We start from the raw sequence: 23,502 nt of genomic DNA, 5'->3' as shown, positions 1-23,502 counted from the left end.
TGTAAAGCGGATGACCATATGTGATTTTAACGGATGGTGACAAAGTCATTATGGCTGAATAACGCCTGAACCAGACTTTCGCGTGCACGAGCTGCCGGTTGTGGGGCCGGTTGACTATAACCGGTTATAGGTTTTTGCTTTTGATCTTGTATTGGTTTTGTTGTCGATTTGGAAAACAGCAGTTCCTGTCTCGTCAGAAAATGGAGTGCTGCAGACTGTTCTTTCTCTGTGGCAGGACGGGACAGGATTAATTCAAACGCACGCTGAACGAACGCCTGTTGTTTATCTGGTGTTGTCTTTTGTTTTTCTATGTCGGAATGTTGTTGGAGCCAGAGTTGAGCAGCAATTTTACGACTTTTCTGAACGGTCAGTTCACTGTTAGTCAACGCCAGCGCCTGTTGCGGCATGATGCTGGTGGTACGCTGGTAGCAGTCGGTCGCGCTGGCACCATCGAACAACTCCAGAAACTCCATTTTTGCTTCACCATGATGCGAATAATATAGACTGCGTCGGTTCGTGATCAGCCCCTGGTCCTGTTCCAGTTCCTGACCATACATTTTTGGATCGAGGTCATTCGCGAGGTAGAATAGACTGTCACGAATGACTTCTGCTTCCATGCGATTGGTGGGAAACTTCCAGAGGAGGATGTTATCGCGGTCTTTACTCAGATTCGTGTGTTCGGGGGCCAAGCCTTTTGAACTGAGCTGATAAGTATCGCTGAGTAGAATCAAACGATGCAGATGCTTGATGCTCCACTGATGATCCATGAATTCTACTGCCAGCCAGTTGATCAACTTTGGATGTGTGGGAGACGCGCCGCTACGACCAAAGTTATAAACCGACTTGACGAGCGGCTGACCGAAATGACGCATCCAGATATGATTGACAGCAACACGTGCCGTCAAAGGGTTTTCACGAGTAGCGATCCAGCGGGCGAGCGCGGCTCGTTTTCCGGTGCTCTGTTGGGGAAAGATGCGGCTGAGGCTGGTATATTCTGTGGATGATTTCTCTCGCGGTTTACGGGCAGCGTTCAACTTCACCTGTGACTGAGTCAGCTGTTTCTGTGCCGTCGTGACTTTTTTGTCACGTTCCTTGTTTGTTTGCGGCAACGTTTTCGTCTGCACTAAAGTAAGTTCTTTTGTTTTGTGCTCAGACTCCGCCTGACTCAAATGTGCCTGCCATTCAGCCTGACTGGCAGCTTGTTCTAAAACTTTGAAATTCGTTGTTTTTTTAATGTGGCGTGCTGTGGCTGCACGGACACGAGCCGCATATTCAGCTTTTGCATCACGGGCTGCCTGAAGTTTTAGCTGAACTGAATCTCGAGTTAATTTTGCCAGATCCCGCTTTTGTGTTGCCTCTGTGACCTGTTGCTGCCATTTTTGTTCTGCTTCTGAGAGAGGTCTGTTTAAAACGACTTGAGAAGTTGCTGCGCCGGTGCTGAAACGTGTGACCGACCAGTTTTCAATTCCAGGAATGTCTTCTCCCTGGCGATAACCGGGAAACTCAAAATCGAACCGCTGTAGCTCCTGAGCGCCTTTACCAACAAAGATAATTTTATCAAACTCCGCAACACTACCGGGATGTGAATCCAGAAACAGACCACGGTTCGTTGAATTAGCAGGATTCCAACCATTGAGGGCGATCGGCTGATTGTCCACGATGACTTCAGGCGCGGTTGTATCTGTGATTGTCAACTCAGCGATATCTTCGGTTGGTTTCAAAAGAAGAGTGACTTGAAATACTCGATTTTCCTGATTGACTTTGTAATTTCCGACAGTTTTCATTCCAGTGGTTCCCGGGGCATAGGTATTAATCTTACCGCTTTCAAAAGCGACGTACAGATTTGTTCTGCCACCTGATAAATCGTTCGAAAGTTGAAAGTTCACCAGACTCTCGGTCAAAATTCTGAGTTGAAAATGAACCTGTGTTTCTGAATCAAACGATTTCCAATTGGATATTTCATGTGCCAGTGTGCGACGTCCCTGGCTGGCGTTCAGTTGCAGCGCCTGGTGATTGGTGACCCGTGTTTGTTGATTCTCTGATTGTCTCTTATTTCTTGTTATGAGAAGATTGGCCAGTTGCGTTTCCTGTTGATGAAGATTCTTTTCCAGTTGTGATTTCTGTTGTTCCCATGCGTTCAATGCAATTTGGTAAGCAGCTTCGCGCGCTTTTGTTTCTTCTTCAATCACAAACGGTTTCAAGCCGGGATACCAGGCGGTGACCGGTAATGAAATGGGAGTGACTGGAAGCTGGTTCCCTCCCAGAAAACCAATAGCGGCTGCTTCAACTGGCGGTTTTCCTTTGATGATATTCTGCTCTAAGCCGCCTGTGTAAAACTTCGCTTTGGCATCCAGGTGTCTGTCATAGATGCGTACCATACCCGTTCGAATAGGGCCGTTACGGACACTCAACTTGTAATCAGGGAAAATTCCGGGGTCGGGTTCGCCTGGGACGCGATCATGCCGTAGATCAATGGGTTCAAAAAATGAACGGAAGGCAAAGTATTCTTCCTGGCCGATGGGATCATATTTATGGTCGTGACATTCGCAGCAGTTCATCGTCAAGCCTAAAAATGCTTTGGCAGTATGTTCGACGTTGTCTTTGCGCCATGTGTGATAATTCCAACGGTAAAAATTTCGAACAATAAAGCCGGTAGCTACCAGGTTCTCTCTGTCGTTGGGAGCGATTTCATCGGCAGCCAGCATTTCCATGATCATGCGATCATAGCCTTTATCCTCGTTCACAGAACGAATGATCCAATCTCGCCAGCGCCAAATCAGGGAATAACTGTTAGTCATATCCTTGGCGCCGCGTCGGCCATACCAGTCGCTATACCTCCAGACGTCCATCCAGTGCCGCCCCCAACGCTCTCCGTATTGCGGGCGGCTGAGCAGATCCTCAATCGCGCGTTCGTATGCATCAGGATTAGTATCATTCAAAAAGGCATTTAATTCTTTGGGAGTTGGTGGCAGGCCAATAAGGTCAAGATAGACCCGTCTGAGTAAAGTTGATTTGTCTGTTTTGTGTTGGGGAATCAGACCAGCCTGCTCATGACGCGCTGTGATGAAGGCGTCAATGGGATTTGTCACATGATTTTTTGTAGTAGGAATAGCAGGACGTTTGATGGGTTGAAAGGCCCAGTGGTCAGAGGGGGCTGATTCAGGTTGATCATCGGCTGGAAATCGAGCTCCCTGTTCAATCCAGGTTTTGATGAGCTGGACTTCATCTGGTTTCAGTTTTCGTCCCTGGCCTTCTGGGGGCATTTCGAAATCTGCATCTTCGATGAGAACCTGATACAGCAGACTCTCTTGTGGTTTCCCGGTGATGACAGCAGGACCAATTTCGCCTCCCTTAAGGATTAAATTCCCAGCATCCAGCCGCAGTGCAGATTCTTGTTTCAGCGTTCCGTGGCATGCAAAACAATGGGCCTGCAGAAGTGGTTTGATTCGTGTTTTGTAATCAATAGAAGAAGTCTGTGCGAAAAGCGAAAGGGGGGCGAGTGTGATCAAACTCAAGAGGGTAGTGGCGCATTGCCATCTCATAGGACGACTCCACATTTCTGTTCCTACAGGATTTATAGAGCGAGTGTCTGTTATTTACAATAAGCACTCTTTTATATGAGGACAAGGCCGTTTATGATAGATTCTTAAATATGCTAATAAAATAGTTCTGCAGCTGTTTTTGATAATGAAAGCCTACTATGAAACGGTTCTTGTATCTGAGTCGATCGCGTTGTTCTGATTTTGTTTTGTATTGCCTGATAAGTAGTCTGTGGCTCGCGGCTCCCGTCTTTGCGGGAGAAACCAAATCCTCTCCCCGTTCCATTCTCTGGGTCGAACAGGCTGGGGGCAGCAAACATGATAAAATTCGTGGCATCACCGTAGATGGAGCAGGAAACTGTTTTGTTACAGGCGAATTCACCGAGCAGGCCCAATTTGCAGATCAGAGTGTGACCAGCCGGGGAAAAATGGATTTCGTACTTGCGAAATATAACCCCGAGGGAAAATTGCTCTGGCTCCAAACAGCAGGAGGGACTGAGATCGATCGCGGGTATGCAGTGGCCGTCGATCAGGCAGGAAATTCTTATGTGACTGGTCATTTTCAAAGTCCGACATTTCGGATTGGAGACAAAACTCTCAAAAATCAGGGGGACTACGATTATTTCATTGCAAAGTATAATCCTGAAGGAGAGCTACTCTGGGCACAAAGTGCAGGCGGAGCTGGATATGATTATGGACATGGTATTGCAGTAACGCCTGACGGGGAATGTTATGTCGCTGGCTCGTTTGCAGGAGAAGTCACTTTCGGGGATTTCCAATCCAAAAGCAAGCAGGGGCGTTCTCTGTTCGTGGCTAAATATGATACCGATGGAAAAGTGCTCTGGACTCAGTTGGCCGGTAATAAACATGGTCAGAGTGGGCACCAGATTGCCGTGGATCAAACAGGGAACTGTTATGTCTGCGGTTATATTACTGGGCTGATAGAACTGGCAGGGAAGACAGTGGGGACCGATACGAATGTGAAGGATATTTTTCTTGCCAAGTTATCGCCAGGAGGTGAGCTGCTCTGGTCCGCCAATTCAGGGGGGCAGGCAGATGGTTTAAGCACCGGCGTTGCCGTCGATGCACAGGGTAACTGCTATCTGACAGGGATGTTTAAGAATGAGGCGCAATTTGGGAACACAACTCTCAAAAGCACGGGAGCATATGATATTTTCGTCGCTCGCATCAATGCCGACGGGACTCCTGACTGGGCGTATTGCGGGGGAGGTGAAAAGATCGATTATGGTCTGGGGATTGCCGTCGACCGAGGCGGTAACTGTTATGTAACTGGGGAGTTTACAGATGATGTGGAATTCATGGGAAAACACCTGACTCAGCTGGGAGGCCGGGATATATTTGTCACACGTTTCTTGCCAGAAGGAAAACTCGACTGGCTGGAAATGCTGGGAGGTGATAAAAGTGATCTGAGTTATGCGATTGCCGTCGATCACAACAACCATTGTTTCCTTTCCGGGGCCTTTTCTCCTGCCACACAGTATCAGAGTCATCACTTGAAAAGCCGCGGCAGCAACGACATCTTTTTGATTAAACTGAGCCAATAATGATCACAGTTCGCGTTTTAGTTTTCCTTTGTTTGGTTATAGCTGGTATTTCGTCTGGTGTTGCACAGACCGTGATTAAAAAGCGGGTTATGACGCCATCCCAGCAAGCAGGGGCTCCCCTGGCGGAGACGCGGCGGAAAGCCATTAATGTACTGCCGTTTCAGCGGCCTCTGGATGCGAAGAAACTCAAAAAATGGCTGGAAATCAGTTCTCAATGTACAATGGCGGAGTTCGAACTGTTTTTGTCGCCGCTTTCTGCAGAAGAACAAGAATTGCTGAACGTGATTGAAGACAAGCCCGCCCCAATTATCAACCGTCTGCACTTTGAAAATCTGCGACATGTACTGAAAGAGAAAGCGCTGGTTTCATTAAGAATCGAAGAGAAATTGCAGCACGATTCCTTAACGCATACGACACCAGCGGTGGAAAACCTGCTGTATGGTGCTTTCGATGCGGTTTTCGCCAGTGTCGGGCCGCCGCATGGTTCTCCCCGCTATGGTGATGTGATTATTCGTCTCAAAGATTCCGTTCGGGAAAAAGGCTGGGCGACTCCTTTCAGCGGTATGCACTTCATGTATGCGATTCGTCATAAAGATGCCCGCAAGATGCAGGATCTGCTGGCGGCTGGAACAACACTGCCGGCTTCGCGATATAACCCCCTTCATTTGGGTTTTGATGACCGTTTGCATTTTTCTCATTATGTGGTCACAGAGAAATCCTGGAACAAGATGCTGGCGTATCAGGCCATCCTCGTACACCGCAATCTTGATGATTCACCTGCTAGTCAAAAAGTGAAACAGCGATTTACTGAGATGCTGACGGAAAAAGATCCGACAAAATTCTGGAGCCTGTATATTCCAGCACGGATAAAAAATGGGACACCGGAACAGGATGCCGAAAATATTCCGTTTGGGTATCTGGAAGGCAAGTTTGACGACCAGATTTCGATTGATTGTTTCACATCAATTGAAGTTCCCGCTGACAAATTGTCTGAAGTTCGCAGTTGGCCGGAAGCACAGCCGTTTTTGCATTTAATTCGAGCCAAGCCTGCAGGAACGCCTTAGCAATAAGCCTGTCTTTCACGTCAGTATGGCAGAAGTGTGTTGATCTCGCTTGGATTTCATCCTTTGCTTCCAATGACGATACCTAAAATGATGAGGGCTAATCCGATTGTTTTAGGTATCGTAACCGGCTCTTTAAAAAAGAGAGCACTCAGAAACATTACCAAAACAAAGGCTAGGCTCATAAAGGGGTATGCATAGCTGAGAGGAAATTTTGTCATGGCTGCCATCCAACTCAAAGCAGCAAGGAAGGCACACACGAAGCTACTCATGACCCAGGGGTTGAGCAATAGTTTGATGATAAAATTAACTTTCTCAGTTCCATTTTGAGGGAATGCACCCGCAAGTTGGACTTGCCATTTGATGATGATTTGTCCGTAAACAGTAAAGAGAATCGTTAGAAGTATGTAAAGGTGGTTCATGTTCTTGAATTTACTATATAAAGGTAAGTGACTATGCCATATCAACACGAATCAGATTTGGCATTTGTTCTGTCTTTTGCCGCATTTCTTCGGTTGAACCGAATTTTAAGAAAACAATCCCGAGCTTTTGCATCAGGAAATTATCAATCTGCTCATCCGGTTTCCACCACATCATCTTGTCTATAATGTTATTTTTCACTGATTGATTGAAGATAACCTCTTTTATTCTTCCATTTCGGGGGGGCATTATGCAGTGTCGTGTAAAAAATCCTTGTGGTTCAATTTGTGTTAAATCATCACAGTTCATGCCTGCAGATGATTTGACAATATATGTGGGATATTCCATACCGGTAGCATGTTGAACAAATTGAATGTATAAATCGCCCGGTGCCCTGCGACAAATTTCGATAATCACAGGTATGTCCTGCCGGAGGATATATTGAATATGGAAAATACCTGTGTTGAGTTTGAGTAATGATGCGATTTTTTCTGCTGTTTTGCAAAGAATAGTCGCCGTTTCCGGTGATACATCAGCGGGGGTCGATGCAGCAGAAACCAGATAGGGATTGAGATAATAATGTTCGTTATCATTAAAGAAAAAAACAACTCGTCCATCACGAATGAATGTTGATAAACCGTGCCGACTTCCCTCAATAAACTCTTCGATTACAATTTTTTTCGTACGGGATATCTGAAATGCCTTTTCAAGACTCGCTTTAGCAATTTGGAGATTTGTGACTTTCGAGATGCCTTTACCACCAGTCAAATCAACAGGCTTGACTATGACGGGGAATTGAAAGTTCAGAAGACTATTGTATGCGCCTTCAATAGAATCAAAACCTTCAGCGCGTGGAGAGGGAATTCCATGCTTCTGGGCAAACTCACGATATCTGTCTTTATGGTGAATCAAGAGAGTCGTGTTATAGGGATCATGTCCTGCTAATTGAAGGTTTTCTGCAACATAAGCAGCAGTTAATGCAGAAAAATCATTGCAGGAAGCGCAGATGGCGTCGATCTTCAGAGACTTCGCAAGTTTTAACATCGCCTCTTTGTCGGAGAAATCTTCCAGACAGCACTGATCGGAAAATTGATGTCCCAGATCCTTTTCTCGATTACCGCTGGTTATTACGCGAAAACCAAGGTCTTTCGCAGCAAGGATCAGGGGGATCTCAGCATAGCCACCACCGGCGATTAAGAGTTTTTTGCTGGTCATTCTTCATTTCTAAAAATCATTAGATCACACCAGCCTTTTTCGTTTCTTCGTAATGACTTGGTGTAGTTTGTGAAATCTTTCGCATCTGCTTCACTCAACGTCTTTTTTTGTATTTCATCAAGAGTATCTTGAAAATAAAGCATTGTTGATGGAAATTCGCACACATTGTAACTGGTGCATAGTTTTTGCAGAAACAATACAGGGTCTGTGCCGGCTTCCATAAGCCAGAAAGGGGCAAATTCCATCATCACACAGTAGTTTGAGAAGTCGTCCAATGTTTTTCTGGCTCCATTGATAACTCGTTCTTCAAAACCCTGAGTGTCAATTTTTATAAAGATTGTATCTTCTTTTACGCATTGGAGATCAGTGATAAGCTGGTCTATCGATGTTTCCTCAACAGTAAGGCTGTCATAATCACCTTTCAGCCCATGTACTCGACTGTCTACACTCATGACCTGATTTATCAGGAAAGATACATATCCTGAATGATTCTCACCAACAACTTTCTGAATGATTTGGACATTGTTAATGCCGTTGTTTTTGCAATTTCTTTCGATGAAATCTACAAGATTCAAGTTAGGCTCTACGGTTATGATTTGCGCTTCAGAAAAAGCCTGGGAGAAGACTAAAGTCGAAAACCCTACATTTGCTCCGATATCAATCACGAATGCAGGTGAATATTTTTGTTGGATCTCATTGAATACTTTATTTTTACTAAATAAAAGTTGTTCTTCAGATCTGTAAATACTGGCGCCACTTTTATCTACTTCCAGACTAAATGTCTCAAAATCAATGACCGTTGGTAAAATATCATTAATGCTTTTATAAAGTCGCTGGAGTTTTTTGTCTAATTCATGATTATTCATTGAAATTTTGTTCTTAGGCATTGGTGAGGAATTAATTTATCAGTATGTCATCATCTATTTCAGTCTAAAATTGCATTCTGAAACAAGCCTGATCTCGTTACTGCTTTGGGACAAAAAACATTACAGTTTCCACAACACCTTCAGTGTAGTGCCGAAGAAAAATATCGTAATCGTCGCGAATAGAGAGAACTTTTTCCGGGATATTCCAGAAATCATCGGCGAGGTGATAAACACTGATTGCCAGTTTGGGGTGGTACTTGCTAATTGTGCTCTGGGCCCCTTCAATTGCCGACACTTCTCCGCCTTCAATATCCATTTTCAGGAAAGTAACGGGGGGGGGGATACGATCATCAAGGCGATCTACTTTAATTTGAATCTCACCCTCTTCACTGATTCGAGAAGCAGAACCATTGACAGAAAAACATAGTGTTTGCGCCTGATTTGATAACCCGCAAGAATGGAATGTTAAATTATGATAGCCTTTCAACTTTTGTTTTACGATAGACATATTTTGGGGTTCTGGTTCAAAAATATGCACGCCAGCATAGTTCGGGCAACGCTTGATGAATTCAAGACTGGTATATCCATCAAAACTTCCCACATCAATAAAAATTTCCCCTTCTGATTGCAGGTTAAGAAAGTCTTCAAAATATTGACGATGTTGGGCATCGGTAAAGCCAGTCATGTAGGTGAGATCACTGGAGAGTCGAAAGTTCACAATTTTTGTAAACTCTTTCTTTGACTGTTCGTCTTGAAGTAATTGATAGATCCACTCATATTTATCTCGGTTCGATTCAAAATCAGATTTAAAATGATCCCAAAACATAACCGGTTTTAGTCGATTGCCGATATATTTTCGAAAGGCATAATAATCAATATGGCGAACGTTCCTTTCGTTTAATTTTTTTTGGACGGTAAGGGGACGCCCTAACACATTCGCCGAAACAACCATCCCGTTTTCAGGTAAATCAACGATCCGTAAAACCGGTTTTCCTAAAAATTCTTTGTCTTTAGTAAAATCATCAATAAAACCATCGACCTCAACAATCTCAGCGATACTTTGGGCCCACTCATTTCGCCCTAATATGTATTTGGGAGCTTTGCCATGAAGAAATTTATCACAGAACACAATCGCATTCTGGTTTTCAGGATAAGAATCAATATCAAGCATATGAATTAATGGTTTCATGATTTCCCCGGAAGATTGACGGATACCCAACAATGCTCTTTAGATGATTGTGCTATTGATTCGAACATGACGAGTCCCTCCAGCGCATGATTCGTATTAAAAACATATTGCGATGTGGTTTGCACACCCGTTTTTTGATATGAATCCAAATTTTCTGCAATATCCCAATAGAGATTACTGAATGCTTCCAGAAATCCTGCCGGGTGTCCAGATTTAAACCGGTTGTACCGTGGAAGATGGGCAACACTGACGTCGACACTGGCGCGATCCATAATGGTCTTGTGTCCTCGATTGTCATTACAAGTTAAATATTCTGGATCCATTTGGTGCCATTCTGCAGATCCTTCATCACCAAAGACCCGCACACGAAGTCCATTCCGATAGCCAAGTGCCGACTTACTAAACCAGATATTACACTCAATGTTATTTGTATAACGCGCGATGCACATTGTGTTATCAACAACTTGACGGAATCGACCGAGACTACTTTGCATTGCTACAAGTTCCAGTGGTTTCTCTCCGGTGATAAAATCGATGATATTGTGGACATGGCCCCCGAGATCGAGTGAAAGTGTTGGTAGTTCTGCATCGTGCAATCGCCATTGCTGTGGTGCGAGTGGATTACCATCCTGATTAAGCCGTGCATATCCTTCCTGAGGCATTTCAATGTGAATCTGCTTAACAGTACCCAATTGATTCTGATCAACTAACTGCTTCAGCTCCCTCAACATTGGGTAGCCAGTATAGTTATATGTTACGGCCAAAAAACCGTTAGTCTCATTTTGAAGTTGTTGGATTAGTACAGCATCAGCACTCGAACATACTAATGACTTTTCACAAATGACAGCATAACCTTCTTTTATGGCTTGGGTAACTGGGATGACATGATCGGGGGTTGGTGTCAGTACAACGATCGCATCGAGTTGATCTTTTTCTTGTTTTAATAATTCAGCAAATGTAGCATAACGTCTTTCAGGTGCAATTCCCCAACGCTCAGATGTCTGATGGTTCGTTTCAGTATTCCGACTGAAGCAACCCGCCTCAACTTTAAAGCGTTCATCCATTTGAGATGCGATAAAGTGTGTGGTGCCAACGGCTGAATTAATTCCACCACCTATAAAACCAAGTTTAAATGATTTAGTCATTGTCAGGACTCATCTCAAAAGTGGTCGATTCTATAATGTAAAGCGGTCTTCCTTTTACTTCATCAAAGATCTTTCCAATATAGATCCCAACAATGCCAATAACGGAAATGATTAAACCAGCTGTGAGATAGATAGATACAATTAAACTTGTCCAGCCAATGACTGGAATACCCCAGTAGAAGTATCGGAACACAAGCCATGCAGCAAAAATTAGCGAAAAGCAGGCAAGTGCAAATCCGATTTTTACAAATAGTCCCAATAACTTATTGGAATGTGCAATAATGCTACTGATTGCCAGATTAAGCATTCGAGTAAAATTGTAACCCGACTTACCATAAGGCCTACGCGCGTGTTGTATAGGAATTTCAATTCGGCGGAATCCTACCCATAAGGCAAACAGGCCTAATGATCGGTTTTGTTCTTTTAGCTTGCAGATGTTATGAATCACTTTCCTCGAATAAACACCATAGTTGCCAATTCGATTATCGATTTTTGAATCTGTAAAGTACGATATCGTTCTGTAGAAAATTTTTGAAAAAAACTTTTTCAAGTATGTATCCTGCCGCCGAAGCCGGATTCCAATAACTAAATCATAACCTTCCATTGCTTTGGCATATAGCTTTGGGATTTCCTCCGGCTGGTCCTGTAAGTCACTATCCATGACAATAATCCAATCGCCCTTTGAAAAGTGAAGTCCAGCGGTAATAGCATGGTGTTGTCCAAAATTCCTTGAAAAGTTGATTCCTTTAACGCGACTATCTTTTCTAGCTAGTTCTTGTATTACATCCCACGCATTATCAGGACTTGCATCATTTACTAAGATGATTTCATAAGACTCAGTTATTGAGAGTAGTGTGCTAGCCAGCCTTTGGTAAAGTTCTTTAATAACTTCACAGCATCCATAAATCGGAGTTACAACACTAATGTGCGGTGCTTTTATGCTGTTTAAATCAGGCATGTGAAAAATCTACTGTTGGACTTAGTCGAAATTGCCATTCCAATTAATAATATGGGGATGTTGGATGGCATTTATTTTTATCTTATTTGATATTCAATTTTATTCTTTGAGGCTGAATACTAGTCATATTTGCCTGGAGTTTATTACAGGATCGACGATTAAGATTGAGTTGCCGGGGACGTGAGAGGTTGTGCAGGATCTAATTGGTTGAGATTCTGTGACAGATATTTCTGTATTTCATTTACGACGCAATTTTGTTCTTCTGGTGTAAGCTCGTAATAAAATGGAAGTCTTAAGAGGCAGTCGCCCGCAAGTTCTGAAACGGGGAGATCACCGGCTTTGTATCCTAATTTCCTTCCCTTCGGTGAAGAATGTAACGGTACAAAATGGAAAACTGCGCTAATGTTTATTTGTTTCAGATGTTTCATCAGCCCATCGCGAATCGTCTTGTTGGGCAGAAGAATGTAAAACATGTGATGGTTGCTGGTACTGTCTTCGGGTATACAGGGCAAGCGTAACTGCTGGTTCTGTTCCAATGGTAGCAGGCTTTGATAATACGCATCAAAAATCTGTTGACGTTTCAGTGTGATTTCATCGAACATTTCCAATTGTGCGAATAAGAAGGCACAATTGATTTCACTGAGAACAAATGAAGAACCAATATCACACCAGGTATATTTATCAACTGATCCTTGAAAGAATGCTTGACGGTTTGTTCCTTTGTCCCTGAGAATATGAGCTCGCTCAACCAGTTCTTCTGAATTCAGGCAGAGTGCTCCCCCTTCGCCGCAGATAAAATTTTTGGTTTCGTGGAAACTATAACAGCCCAGTTGGCCAATCGATCCTAAATACTGATCGTGGTAACGTGCATTGACGCCCTGTGCTGCATCTTCAATGATTTTCAGATCATATTTATCAGCAAGCGTAGAGAGCAGATCCATCTCACAACTGACACCAGCGTAATGCACGGGAACAATTGCTTTTGTCTTTTCAGTAATTGCCTGCTCAACCAGTCTTTCGTCAAGATTCAGTGTATCCGGCCTGATGTCAACAAACACAGGTTTCGCACCAATTCGCATGAAGGCGTTGGCCGTCGACACAAAGGTGTAGGATGGCATAATCACTTCATCGCCCGGCTGCAGGTCGAGCAACATGGCCGAAAGTTCCAATGCTGCTGTACAGGAAGGAGTGAGCAACACCTTATGAATACCAAAACGTTCTTCCATAACGGCAGCACAACGACGTGCAAACTCGCCATCACCAGAGATATTTCCGAGAGTTACGGCCTGCGCGATATAATATAATTCCTTACCCGCGATATACGGTTTATTGAACGGAATTAATGGGTTCATACATAGTGTTTCCAATTGTTAACATTTGTTATACAGGCACAATCTCAGAGTGCAGTATTATTACTGCATATTCTTCTCTGACTTAGGGATAGAAGCTACTAAGAAGCAACTCTGATGCCAGAATAGCAGACTGATTACGCCAATCTGCTGCATCAGGGTAGGACTCTTTTCGATTAGTGGGATTCACCGGGTTTGTTAAGCGGATGAAACAAGAACCTTATTTCCTCTGTAGGAACATCTTTTGCAATAAATCGATCAGATTCCATCACAGTCAGTTCGATTTACTCAAAAGTAGAGACGCTTCAAACGATGTCAGACGCCACCGAAACAGAACGAAATAACCTACTCTGGAAATGGCAAACGTCCTCACCTGGAACGTTTGCACTGGCTGTTGTCGTCTGCCTGTTTCTACTGACATTTCTTGTCATCACTCCCGTTTATGATGTGAATGATGATCCTGCAATGGCGCTCGTGGCTTCCGGTTATGGCACCGTCGATGGTCCCGACGAGCATCTGATTTATACCAATGTGCTGATTGGTCAGGTCCTGAAACAGCTCTATCAAATGAATTCTGATCTTCCCTGGTACGGGGGCTACTTATTAACAATCCATTTTATCTCGTACTGGCTCTTACTTTACGTCCTGTTGCTGTTAGACCGGACATTGTTTTCACTGATCTACTTTGTGTTATTTTATCTGGTTGCAGGAATTTATTTTCTGACTCACCTTCAATTCACTTCCACTGCATTTTTGCTCGGAATGTCTGGGCTATTCCTCATTCTAACGAATCTGATTCTGGATAAGCGAAGAGAGTCGCACAGTATGCTGAAATGGGGCGGTGGGTTGTGTTTGATCATATCCAGTCTGATTCGATTCCCAGCGGTCCAGTTACTTCTCCTGGCCAGCGCACCGTTTCTGGTTGTAATGGCATTCCGTCTTTTTCGCCAGGTGAAAATTAACTCGTATCTGGCCCCGGCATTTCTGACAGTTGTTGCTGTTTTGGGAAGTGCCGCCTATGACCATCAGTATTATCAGCAGGACAAGGACTGGCAGCACTACAAAAACTATTCGGGTGCTGTCGCAGAACTCGTGAATTATGCGCAGGTTCCCTATACAGATCAGACCAAACCACTCTTTGATGAAATCGGTTGGAGTAATTATGATTTCTGGATGCTCAAATCATGGTTTTATCTCGATCCGGAAACATATAACCTGGAACGAATTCAGAAATTTAAAACACGAAGAACCGAATTCACTCTCTGGAAATTTCCTGAAGTCATGAATTTTCGGATCGTATCTGCAAAATCAGCATTCATGAATCTGACTTTTTTGTTCTGTTTTATCGGAGCCGTTATAGTAGTCCGGCAGCAGAATAATAATACCTGGCAACGCCGTACTATTAACGGGATGCTGTTCTGGACCGTTTTACTAATGCTGTCGTTTTTGATTTATCTGAAATTACCAGAGCGAATTTATATACCCTTAGTTAGTTTTCCGTTTTTTGTTTCAATTTATTTTGTTGCTTGTGAAATTACAGAGCATAATGAGCAGGGGCAATCAAAGAGGCGCCTTTTCCGTCGGTGGGGGATTCCCGTATTGTTTCTTTTGGCGTGCTGTTTGTTCTGGAATCAGAAACAATGGTCCGAAAAGATCGTGGGAATCAATTATCAATTTAAACAGGATCTGATACAGTTGCAAGAAGAGATGCCTGACAAAGTCTTTCTTGCCTGGGCACCCTTTCCGATTGACTGTTTTCTTCCACTTGATACGCAAGTGGAGAGCAGGGACTTAAAATATCTGTGGCTGACAGGACGCCAGAGTACTCCTATCTTTCATCGACGGCAAAATGAGTACCAGATCAAATCGCCTTACCAGGATCTGTATGAGACGGATCGGTTGTTATTAATTTCCAATCCTGTCTCAAATCGGGTCCTCAAAGGTTATCTCAAGCAGCACTATGGCGTGAACGTCGCGTTTCAAGAGATTTATAAAGGCGGGAATTTTCGCGTTTATAAAGTCATCCACAGGCAAGCAGACCCCGCACAATCTGCACTGAATTAAAAGTCTCGTTTGCCAGAGAAGGGCATCGACCTTTATAGCAGCATGCTATTCCTGCATCTGATTTAACCTGGTTCCTTTGTGCACTGCTTCTGCCAGCTACTGGTCCGTATTCTCTCAAATTCCACTCAAATAGTAATCTCAGCATTTAAATTGAGTGTTAGCAGCGCTTCTGCTCACGATGCACAATTTCTGAGCAGACTGTGTTTGATTCTCTGGCTTCCTGAATTGGAGTGCCTCAGTTCTTTCTGGAAGAAAAACACAATCAAGGTTTTTTTCACTTGAAAAGAGGCGATTTACAGAGCGCCCGCGCCAGATAAGAAAAATAGGACCAATTTATAATTGATTGGTTCATTTTTTGCTCAGAAGCAAACGTTGTCTCTATCAGCTGCAAAGACTCCATTAAACAGATGAGTCCCTTTCTCTCATTGAGCCTGGGAAGCTCTTTTGAAATCACAGTTTCGATAATAGACAATAGCCATTTTCATTCAGACATTCTTAACCAAAACAGGCTGCTTCTTTTTCTAGATTGATGAGAGACGCTGTATTCATTTTCGTTTCCATCTGTTCCCCTCATTTTTATTATTTTATTGAAAGCGAACTGAAGAATGAATTATTGGAAAATTTCTCAGAAGAAAAAACGTGGATTCACATTAATCGAACTCTTAGTCGTGATCGCGATTATTGCTATTTTGATCGCATTGCTGTTACCAGCAGTGCAACAGGCAAGAGAGGCGGCGCGTCGAAGTACCTGTAAGAATAATCTAAAACAAATTGGGCTGGCTTTGCACAATTACCACGACGCGCATCGAGTCTTTCCCCCAGCGGCAATTGCGCCTGGCAGTTGTTATTGTGAACGTGCTCTTGGGCTTCCTGCGGGAACGTCTCCACAACTATTGAATCATACGTTCTATCAATTATTACTGCCTTATCTCGACTTAGCGCCATTGTATAATCAGTATGATTTTACACAGTCGTCTTCAGATCATGTGGCTCGATCTGATGGTAGTTATTGTGGTTCTGTTGGGCCAACATTTATTGGACCAGGTCAGTTAACGGTGGCAAAAAATAATTATCCTGTTTTTCTTTGTCCTTCAGATCCTAATCCTACGAAGTATGGTAATTATCAAAAATCGAGCTATGGTCGTGCTGGCTACACGACAGAATATAGCCTGACTACAACTTATGGGGGAAATAACAGTTCCCTGAAAGGGACACTGGGTTTCAATGGATCTGCTCGGATTGGTGACATTAAGGATGGAACCAGTAATACCATGATGATTATTGAAGCATCTCTCTACTTGACCAGTCCATCTTATGGTCCATTCTGGAATTCGTATCGTCACACGAATGTGCTTCTGCCTTATTCATATGGGATCAATAAAAATCATCCCGGATATGATCGACCCTATGCCTGGGGCGCCGGAAGTCATCATGAAGGCGGTTGTCATATGCTGCTCGGAGATGGCAGTGTCAGATTCTTAAGCGAAAACGTAGACAGAACTGCTGTGATTCGGGCACTCGTCTCCATCAAGGGTGGCGAAGTGATGCCCGAGTTTTAAGCTATCTGGAAACAGACTGTGGTCAAAAGATTCAATGCAGCCGAACGCACTCCGGTTTTATGTGGTGCGTTCGGTAGCTTAATCATACATCGAAAGAGCTCAATTCATGTGTTTTCAAATGAAACGTTTTCCTTTTTACTCACGTTTTCTCATCTTGATTTCACTATTCTGTTTACTCGGGTGCTCTGGAAATGAGAAGCAGTTACCGGAACTGGCAGAGGTGACCGGAAATGTGACTCTCGATGGAACCCCCCTGGCAGATGCGATCATTGATTTTTATCCTCAGTCATCGCAGGAAAAATCAAACTCGCGCACTTCGACAGGGGTCACGGACCAGAATGGTAAATATACGTTGATGTATGACAATGCTACCCCCGGAGCCCTGTTGGGTGACCATTTAGTTCGCATTAGTAAAACTGATGGAGGAGCGGAAGTTGCTGGTCCTGAGATGTTACCGGCAAAATACAATGAAGGCTCTACACTGAAGGCAACTGTAACAAAAGCCGGTCCAAATCAAATTGATTTTGAACTGAAAAGTAAGTGAGAATCTGACCGGGTTCTCTCGCTCAAAATAGAAATGAGTTCGAATTCTAGTCAGTCAAATCTGGTTTTAGATTTGTCATCATTTCTTAGGGATGCACCACAGCAGGTCTCTTCTTTAATTCCTTGTCTGCTTAACATTGAACTTCCCGGTCGACTGATGGTCGTATTGATCACGCCGAGCCAGCTCTATCTCCATCTTTGCTGCTGTCGTTATAGTCTTTTCTGGATAAATGATTGATTTGTACAGACTCTTTCTCGAGACTTGACAGGCCTGTCGACAGTCGACATTATGGGTGGGGTAAGAATATCAGATTCCCTTGATATGATGAGTTCCGGTAACGACAGCTCAGGCGATAATGCTCATGAAATATGGTTCACGATTTTTTTTCATCCCCGTATTACTAATTTTAGCTGCCGTTTCTGCACCCGCTCAGGACTCTCCTGCAACCATTCAGAAACGTTACCTGACTTTGCAGGCTGAGTATCAAAACAGCCAAAAAACAATCCTGAAAAAATACTGTAATCAATGTCACAGCACATCTGAAAAGCAGGGAGAGTTGGATCTGGCTCGATTTCATACAGTGAATCAGATCCGTCAGGATATCGTTCCCTGGCAGCGTGTGGTAGAGATGCTGGATGATCGTGAAATGCCCCCGAAGGATGCAAAATTGCAACCAACGCAGGCAGAGCGAGACTCTTTGCGCAGTTGGGTACAGTCCCTGCTAGATACGGAAGCCAAAGCAAACGCCGGGGATCCGGGGCCCGTTGTGTTACGGCGGTTAAATAATGCCGAATATACCTACACGATTCAGGATTTAACTGGTGTTCCTCTGCAACCGACAAAAGAATTTCCAGTGGACAGTGCCGCTGGCGAGGGCTTTACAAATGTGGGAAATTCTTTAGTAATGTCGCCGTCATTAGTTCAGAAATACCTTGAAGCAGCAAAAGGGATTGCCAAACACGCAATGCTTCTGCCAGATGGCATTGAGTTTTCCAGTCAGACTTCCCGTCGTGACTGGACGAACGAGAAGCTGGCAGCGATTCGTCAATTCTATGCGCGCTATACGGAAAGTAATGGTGGCACTGCGGTCAATTTGCAGGGAATCCAATTCAAAACAAATGGTGGCGGTCGTCTGCCACTCGAAGCATATTTACGAGTGACTTTGTTGGAGCGTTTAACACTGCAGTCAGGAAAGAAAACGATTGCAGAAGTCGCTCACAAGTATTCTTTAAATCAAAAATATTTACAGACGCTCTGGAATGCACTTAATGATAAAACTCCTTCACGCGTACTTGATCGGATTCGAACCAGGTGGAAAATCGCCAAGCCGGAAAACGCACCAGAAATTACAGCTGACATTGCCCAGTGGCAGCAGGCACTCTGGCGATTTACTACGGTAGGCCATATTGGTAAGAAAAATGGTCCGACTGCCTGGCAGGTTCCCGTACAGCCGGTTTCCACGCGGCAGGAGTTTCGAATTAAGCTACCCGAAAGTAAAGAGAAGAAAAATCTTACTTTATACCTTGTATCGTCCACTGCCGGGGATGGAAACAGAGACGATTATGCTGTCTGGGAAAATGCACGATTTGTTGCGCCCGGTCAACCTGATCTGCCTCTGCGCGATATCAGAAAAGTGGTTTCTGTACTCTCAGCTAACCGCGACAGGATTCTGGAAAATGCGACTGCAAGTCTGAATGCTGCTGTTGAAGCAGGCGAGACTGCGAATGAACGTCAACTTGAGCTCCTGGCACGGAAATATGGAATTGATCGCGTTGTCCTGGGGGCCTGGTTCTCGTATCTAGGAATGCATCAACAGGAAGCCTCTATTGACTCCTATATCACCAGAAAGATGGAGCAGGCCCAAAACTACGATTTCATCAAAGGCTGGGTTGGCGATAACGCTTTGAGCGTTGTTGCCAACTCTTCCGATCAGAGCGTCCGTATTCCAGGAGAAGTTCAGCCGCACAGTATTGCCGTTCACCCGACACCTGAATTGCGTGTAGTGGCAGGCTGGAAAAGCCCTGTCACAGATACCGTTAAGGTGGCAGGGCATGTGAAACGGGCGCATATTGGGTGTGGAAATGGTGTGACATGGCGCCTGATATTGCATCGTGGTGGAACAAGACAGTTGCTTGCATCTGGAACTGCTGATTCAGCGAAAGCAGCAGTGCTGGGGCCGTTTGAAAAGCTGGTTGTACGACAGGGAGATCTGCTTTCGCTTAGCATTGGGCCGCGCGATGGAAATCATTCCTGTGATTTAACAGCCATAGATTTAACAATTAGTTCTGAGAGCAATCAAAAAGGAAAATGGAATCTGGCTCAGGACGTGTCTTCAAATATTCTTGACGGCAATCCTCATGCTGATCAGCAGGGAAATCAGGCTGTCTGGCATTTTTATGGTGAACTCGATGATAGTAAATCGGAAGCCACGATTCCTGCAGGTTCTTTGCTGGCCCGATGGCAGGTTGCGCCCAATGTTGAAATGAAGAAACAACTGGCTGAGCAATTGCAGTCGCTTATCTCAAACGGCCTGGGAGGTTTACTTCCTGATTCACCCGATGCCAAACTCTACCAGCAGATGACATCATTAAACGGACCGTTTTTTGCAGCGGTTCGAAAACAGCTGCTGACAGATTCGAAAACAGTTCCCGATTCCGATTCAAGTTCTCAATATGGGTTGGACCCGGTTCTGTTTGGGAAACATCCGATGGGAGCAACAATCCCGTCTACTGATATCTGTGTGCAGGCACCCAGGGTTTTGGAACTGATTGTTCCCGCTGATCTGGTAGATGGCTACGAATTTGTTGTTACGGGTAGGCTTCATGCGAAAACCAGTCCCCAAGGCACGGTGCAGCTCAAAGTATTGCAAGAAAAGCCACAACAGCTGACAGATCTGACTGCAGGTTCGTTTAAACGGAACGGTCGCAAGTCAACCTGGTCCGATGGTGAGAGTGCTGTCGTCCCTGTTTCACCAATCCTTGTTTCGGAAAACAGTGAAATCAAACAAGAGGTATTGGCACAGTTCGAGGAATTTCGTCAGCTGTTTCCGGCAGCGTTGTGCTACACAAAGATAGTACCCGTTGATGAAGTAGTGACACTGATTTTATTTTATCGAGAGGATGATCATTTACAGCGACTGATGTTGAATGAATCCGAGATTGCCGAGCTGAATAAGCTGTGGAATGATCTCCATTATGTCAGTCGCTCCCCGCTGATTCAGGTGGATGCCTATGAACAATTGTGGCAGTTTGCAACGCAGGATGCAGACCCGAGTGCATTTACTCCGATGCGTGAAGGGATTATGCAGCGTGCAAACGAGTTCAAATCGCTTCAGTTAAAAACGGAACCCGTGCACGTGAAAGCAGTGTTCGATTTTGCTGAGCAGGCTTGGAGACGCTGTTTGCTTTCCGCGGAACGGGAACAATTATCCTCGCTTTACACTCAATTTCGGGAGCAGGATCTGTCGCACGAAGAAGCGGTGCACATGCTGCTGGCACGCGTACTGGTTTCACCAGCATTTCTTTATCGCAGTGAACAGGTTTCGCAGGGTACGAAGCCAACACCGATCAGCGACTGGGAACTGGCATCGCGATTGAGCTATTTTCTCTGGTCATCGCTACCCGATTCGGAACTGCGGAGTCTCGCTTCTCAGAATAAGCTTCATCAACCTGAAGTACTAAAGGCCCAGATTAATCGAATGTTGCGAGATCCGAAGATGCGCCGCATGGCGATTGAATTTGGGTGTCAGTGGTTACACGTTCGAGACTTTGATCAGTTCAACGAAAAAAGTCAGCGGCATTTTCCAAAATTTCCTGAGTTGCGAAGTGATATGTACGAGGAAGTAATTCGCTTCTTTACCGATCTGTTTCAGCAGGATCGTTCAGTTGTGGGAATTCTGGATGCCGATTACACCTTTGTGAATGGTCCCCTGGCTGAGTTCTATGGTCTGCCTGGCAAGAGGCGGAAAAAGGAATGGGAGCGAATCGAAGGAGTGAAGAAACAGTCGCGTGGTGGGATTCTTGCGATGGCAGCGACACTTTCAAAACAATCAGGCGCCTCGCGGACCAGTCCGATTTTACGCGGAAATTGGGTTTCTGAGTTCCTATTGGGGGAGAAACTCCCACGACCTCCCAAGGATGTTCCAGTACTTCCTGAGGAAGTTCCCAAGAGTCTGACGGAACGGCAGCTGATTGAGCAGCATAGTTCGAATCCTGGTTGTGCGAAGTGTCATCAACGGATTGATGCCTTCGGATTTACTTTGGAGCAATTTGACAGTATTGGCCGACTGAGAAGCAAAGATTCCAGCGGTCATGAAATTGATGTTTCTGCAGTACTTCCTGATGGTACCAGGGTCAGTGGTCTCGAAGGGTTACGTCATTACCTGTTGAATGATCGGCGTGATGATTTTCTGAGAGCATTTCATCGCCGTCTTCTGGGGTATGCTCTGGGGCGGTCAGTCCAATTGTCAGATGAGCCGCTGCTGAATGAGATGTTACAAAAAATGACTCAAGATGAGTATCGGATTTCGACAGCAATCCAGACAATTGTCTTGAGCCCACAGTTTCGTATGATTCGTGGGGCAGATTACAAATACCTGAGCAGTGTTTCTGAAAATGACTAGATCATCCACGTCAGGACGTGTTCAGATTCTTAAAATGATGACAAAACATATAACGGCATAATTACCTTTTACTGAAACCAAGGAGTACTTCCATGTCTGCTTATTTGACAACCAGGCGTACTATGTTGCGTGGACTCGGTGTTGCAATGGCTTTACCGTGGCTGGAGTCGCTACAGGTCTGGGGACAGGAAGCCGGCACGACGGCAGTGAAAGGAGAGGCCCCTGTTCGTTTTGCGGCGCTGTTTTCCGGCAATGGATTTCATCGAGATCACTGGTGGGCCAAGGGGGCAGGGAAGTCGATGGAGCTTGGTCCTGTTCTAGAGCCGCTCAACGAGTTTCGCGAAAGATTGCTTTTCATTCAAGGTCTATATAATGAAGAAGCCCTGAAGGGGAATATACATAGTTCCCAAACCGGCAATATCCTAAGCGGGGCACCATTGGAATCAGGCGGGGGAATTCGTAGCGGCATCAGTATTGATCAGATGCTGGCAAAGCATTACGGCCAGACTACTAAAGTTCCCAGTCTGGTATTGGGCTGCGAAAAATCGAATCCGTCGGTTCACAAAAATTATTCGATGCTCTATAGCAGTCATATTTCCTGGAGTTCGCCGACAACGCCTACACCACTGGAAGTCTATCCTGCACTGGCCTTTGATCGACTGTTTCGTCAGAATGCCAGCAAAAGCGATCAGAGTGTGCTGGATGCGGTGTTGGGCGATGCAAAGGATCTGCGTCGTGGAATCAGCCGCAGCGATAAGCAGAAACTTGACGAATATCTCAATTCGGTACGTGAAGTGGAACAGCGCATCGAACGGGCCGGCCAGCGGGGAGAGTTGCAAGGCTGGCGACCTGCACTCGATAAACCCAATATTCCACGACCCGCTGATGGAATTCCGCAAGATATTGCCGACCATATGCGGCTGATGTGTGATATTCTGGTGCTTGCATTTCAGACAGATTCCACACGTCTCTGCACATTAAAACTCAATAACGATCATTCCTCGCTCCGATTTCCCAATTTAGGGGTCGACTATATGATTCATCACCTGCTATCGCATCAGGAGTCTGACGACTGGCTCAAGGTTAATCAGTTCTTTTTGAAACAGGTTGCCTATGTAGCACGAAAGCTAGATGCCATTCAGGAAGGCAGTCGAACCGCATTAGATAACTCCATCATCATGTATTGTAGCAGCATGCTTACTGGCAGTCATGATGCGACAAAGTTGCCGGTAGTGATTCTTGGACGAGGAGGCGGCAAACTGAAAACCGGACGCGTGCTCGACTATCTCGATAAACCGAACCGTAAAATGTGTAGTTTATATCTCTCGCTGATGGATAAATATGGCTTAAATCTGGATCAGTTTGGTGATTCGACTGAACGGCTTGCAGAAATTTAAACAGGGTAAC

Annotated in this window: 15 protein-coding genes; 7 read left to right on the top strand and 8 right to left on the bottom strand. The window is 44.8% G+C overall.

The window, feature by feature from the left end:
• Positions 1-26 precede the first annotated feature (26 nt).
• Positions 27-3,542, bottom strand: a complete 3,516-nt coding sequence (locus tag Enr17x_RS15635; protein WP_198000594.1) for a PSD1 and planctomycete cytochrome C domain-containing protein — start codon at positions 3,540-3,542, stop codon at positions 27-29.
• Positions 3,543-3,700: 158 nt separating this feature from the next.
• On the opposite strand from Enr17x_RS15635, the gene Enr17x_RS15630 reads away from it, so the two are divergent.
• Positions 3,701-5,104: an NHL repeat-containing protein gene (locus Enr17x_RS15630; protein ID WP_145310284.1), complete on the top strand. Its 1,404-nt coding sequence runs from the start codon at positions 3,701-3,703 to the stop codon at positions 5,102-5,104.
• An 89-nt stretch (positions 5,105-5,193) separates the two neighbouring features.
• A complete protein-coding gene (locus Enr17x_RS15625) occupies positions 5,194-6,168 on the top strand; it encodes a hypothetical protein (RefSeq protein WP_145310281.1) in 975 nt (324 codons plus the stop codon).
• 56 nt (positions 6,169-6,224) lie between these two features.
• On the opposite strand, the gene Enr17x_RS15620 is transcribed toward Enr17x_RS15625, so the two are convergent.
• The 7 genes from Enr17x_RS15620 to rffA form a co-directional block, all read right to left on the bottom strand.
• A complete protein-coding gene (locus Enr17x_RS15620; protein ID WP_145310279.1) occupies positions 6,225-6,587 on the bottom strand; it encodes an EamA family transporter in 363 nt (120 codons plus the stop codon).
• Between the two features lie 31 nt (positions 6,588-6,618).
• On the bottom strand, positions 6,619-7,800 hold the full coding sequence (locus Enr17x_RS15615; RefSeq protein ID WP_145310277.1) for an ATP-grasp domain-containing protein: 1,182 nt from the start codon (positions 7,798-7,800) through the stop codon (positions 6,619-6,621).
• Positions 7,797-8,666, bottom strand: coding sequence for an FkbM family methyltransferase (locus tag Enr17x_RS15610; protein ID WP_198000593.1), 870 nt, complete (start codon positions 8,664-8,666; stop codon positions 7,797-7,799). Before Enr17x_RS15610 ends, Enr17x_RS15615 begins: the two co-directional genes overlap by 4 nt.
• 97 nt (positions 8,667-8,763) lie before the next feature.
• Complete coding sequence (locus Enr17x_RS15605; protein ID WP_145310272.1) at positions 8,764-9,885, bottom strand: FkbM family methyltransferase; 1,122 nt, start codon at positions 9,883-9,885, stop codon at positions 8,764-8,766.
• A complete protein-coding gene (locus Enr17x_RS15600; protein WP_145310270.1) occupies positions 9,852-11,000 on the bottom strand; it encodes a Gfo/Idh/MocA family protein in 1,149 nt (382 codons plus the stop codon). The genes Enr17x_RS15605 and Enr17x_RS15600 overlap by 34 nt, the downstream gene beginning before the upstream one ends.
• On the bottom strand, positions 10,993-11,958 hold the full coding sequence (locus Enr17x_RS15595; RefSeq protein WP_145310268.1) for a glycosyltransferase family 2 protein: 966 nt from the start codon (positions 11,956-11,958) through the stop codon (positions 10,993-10,995). The genes Enr17x_RS15600 and Enr17x_RS15595 overlap by 8 nt, the downstream gene beginning before the upstream one ends.
• Positions 11,959-12,116: 158 nt before the next feature.
• Positions 12,117-13,310 carry a dTDP-4-amino-4,6-dideoxygalactose transaminase gene (rffA, locus tag Enr17x_RS15590; protein WP_145310265.1) on the bottom strand — a complete coding sequence of 398 codons (1,194 nt, stop codon included), beginning with the start codon at positions 13,308-13,310 and terminating at the stop codon, positions 12,117-12,119.
• A 309-nt stretch (positions 13,311-13,619) separates the two neighbouring features.
• On the opposite strand from rffA, the gene Enr17x_RS15585 reads away from it, so the two are divergent.
• From Enr17x_RS15585 to Enr17x_RS15565, 5 genes are all read left to right on the top strand, one after another.
• Positions 13,620-15,371 (top strand): hypothetical protein, encoded by a 1,752-nt coding sequence (locus tag Enr17x_RS15585; RefSeq protein ID WP_145310263.1) that lies wholly within the window; start codon positions 13,620-13,622, stop codon positions 15,369-15,371.
• A gap of 605 nt (positions 15,372-15,976) precedes the next feature.
• The gene (locus tag Enr17x_RS15580; protein WP_145310261.1) at positions 15,977-16,930 is read left to right on the top strand and encodes a DUF1559 domain-containing protein; all 954 of its coding nucleotides are present in this window, start codon (positions 15,977-15,979) and stop codon (positions 16,928-16,930) included.
• Positions 16,931-17,048: 118 nt separating this feature from the next.
• On the top strand, positions 17,049-17,474 hold the full coding sequence (locus tag Enr17x_RS15575; protein ID WP_145310259.1) for a peptidase associated/transthyretin-like domain-containing protein: 426 nt from the start codon (positions 17,049-17,051) through the stop codon (positions 17,472-17,474).
• A gap of 361 nt (positions 17,475-17,835) precedes the next feature.
• Entirely contained in the window at positions 17,836-22,095 is a 4,260-nt protein-coding gene (locus Enr17x_RS15570; protein ID WP_145310256.1) for a DUF1592 domain-containing protein, read from the top strand.
• A 92-nt stretch (positions 22,096-22,187) separates the two neighbouring features.
• Positions 22,188-23,492, top strand: a complete 1,305-nt coding sequence (locus Enr17x_RS15565; protein ID WP_145310254.1) for a DUF1552 domain-containing protein — start codon at positions 22,188-22,190, stop codon at positions 23,490-23,492.
• The last annotated feature ends 10 nt before the right edge of the window (positions 23,493-23,502 follow it).

This window comes from Gimesia fumaroli (assembly GCF_007754425.1).
GTDB classification, from domain to species: domain Bacteria; phylum Planctomycetota; class Planctomycetia; order Planctomycetales; family Planctomycetaceae; genus Gimesia; species Gimesia fumaroli.
Note: the sequence above shows the minus strand (reverse complement) of the source record. Positions and strands in the feature narration are given on the sequence as shown.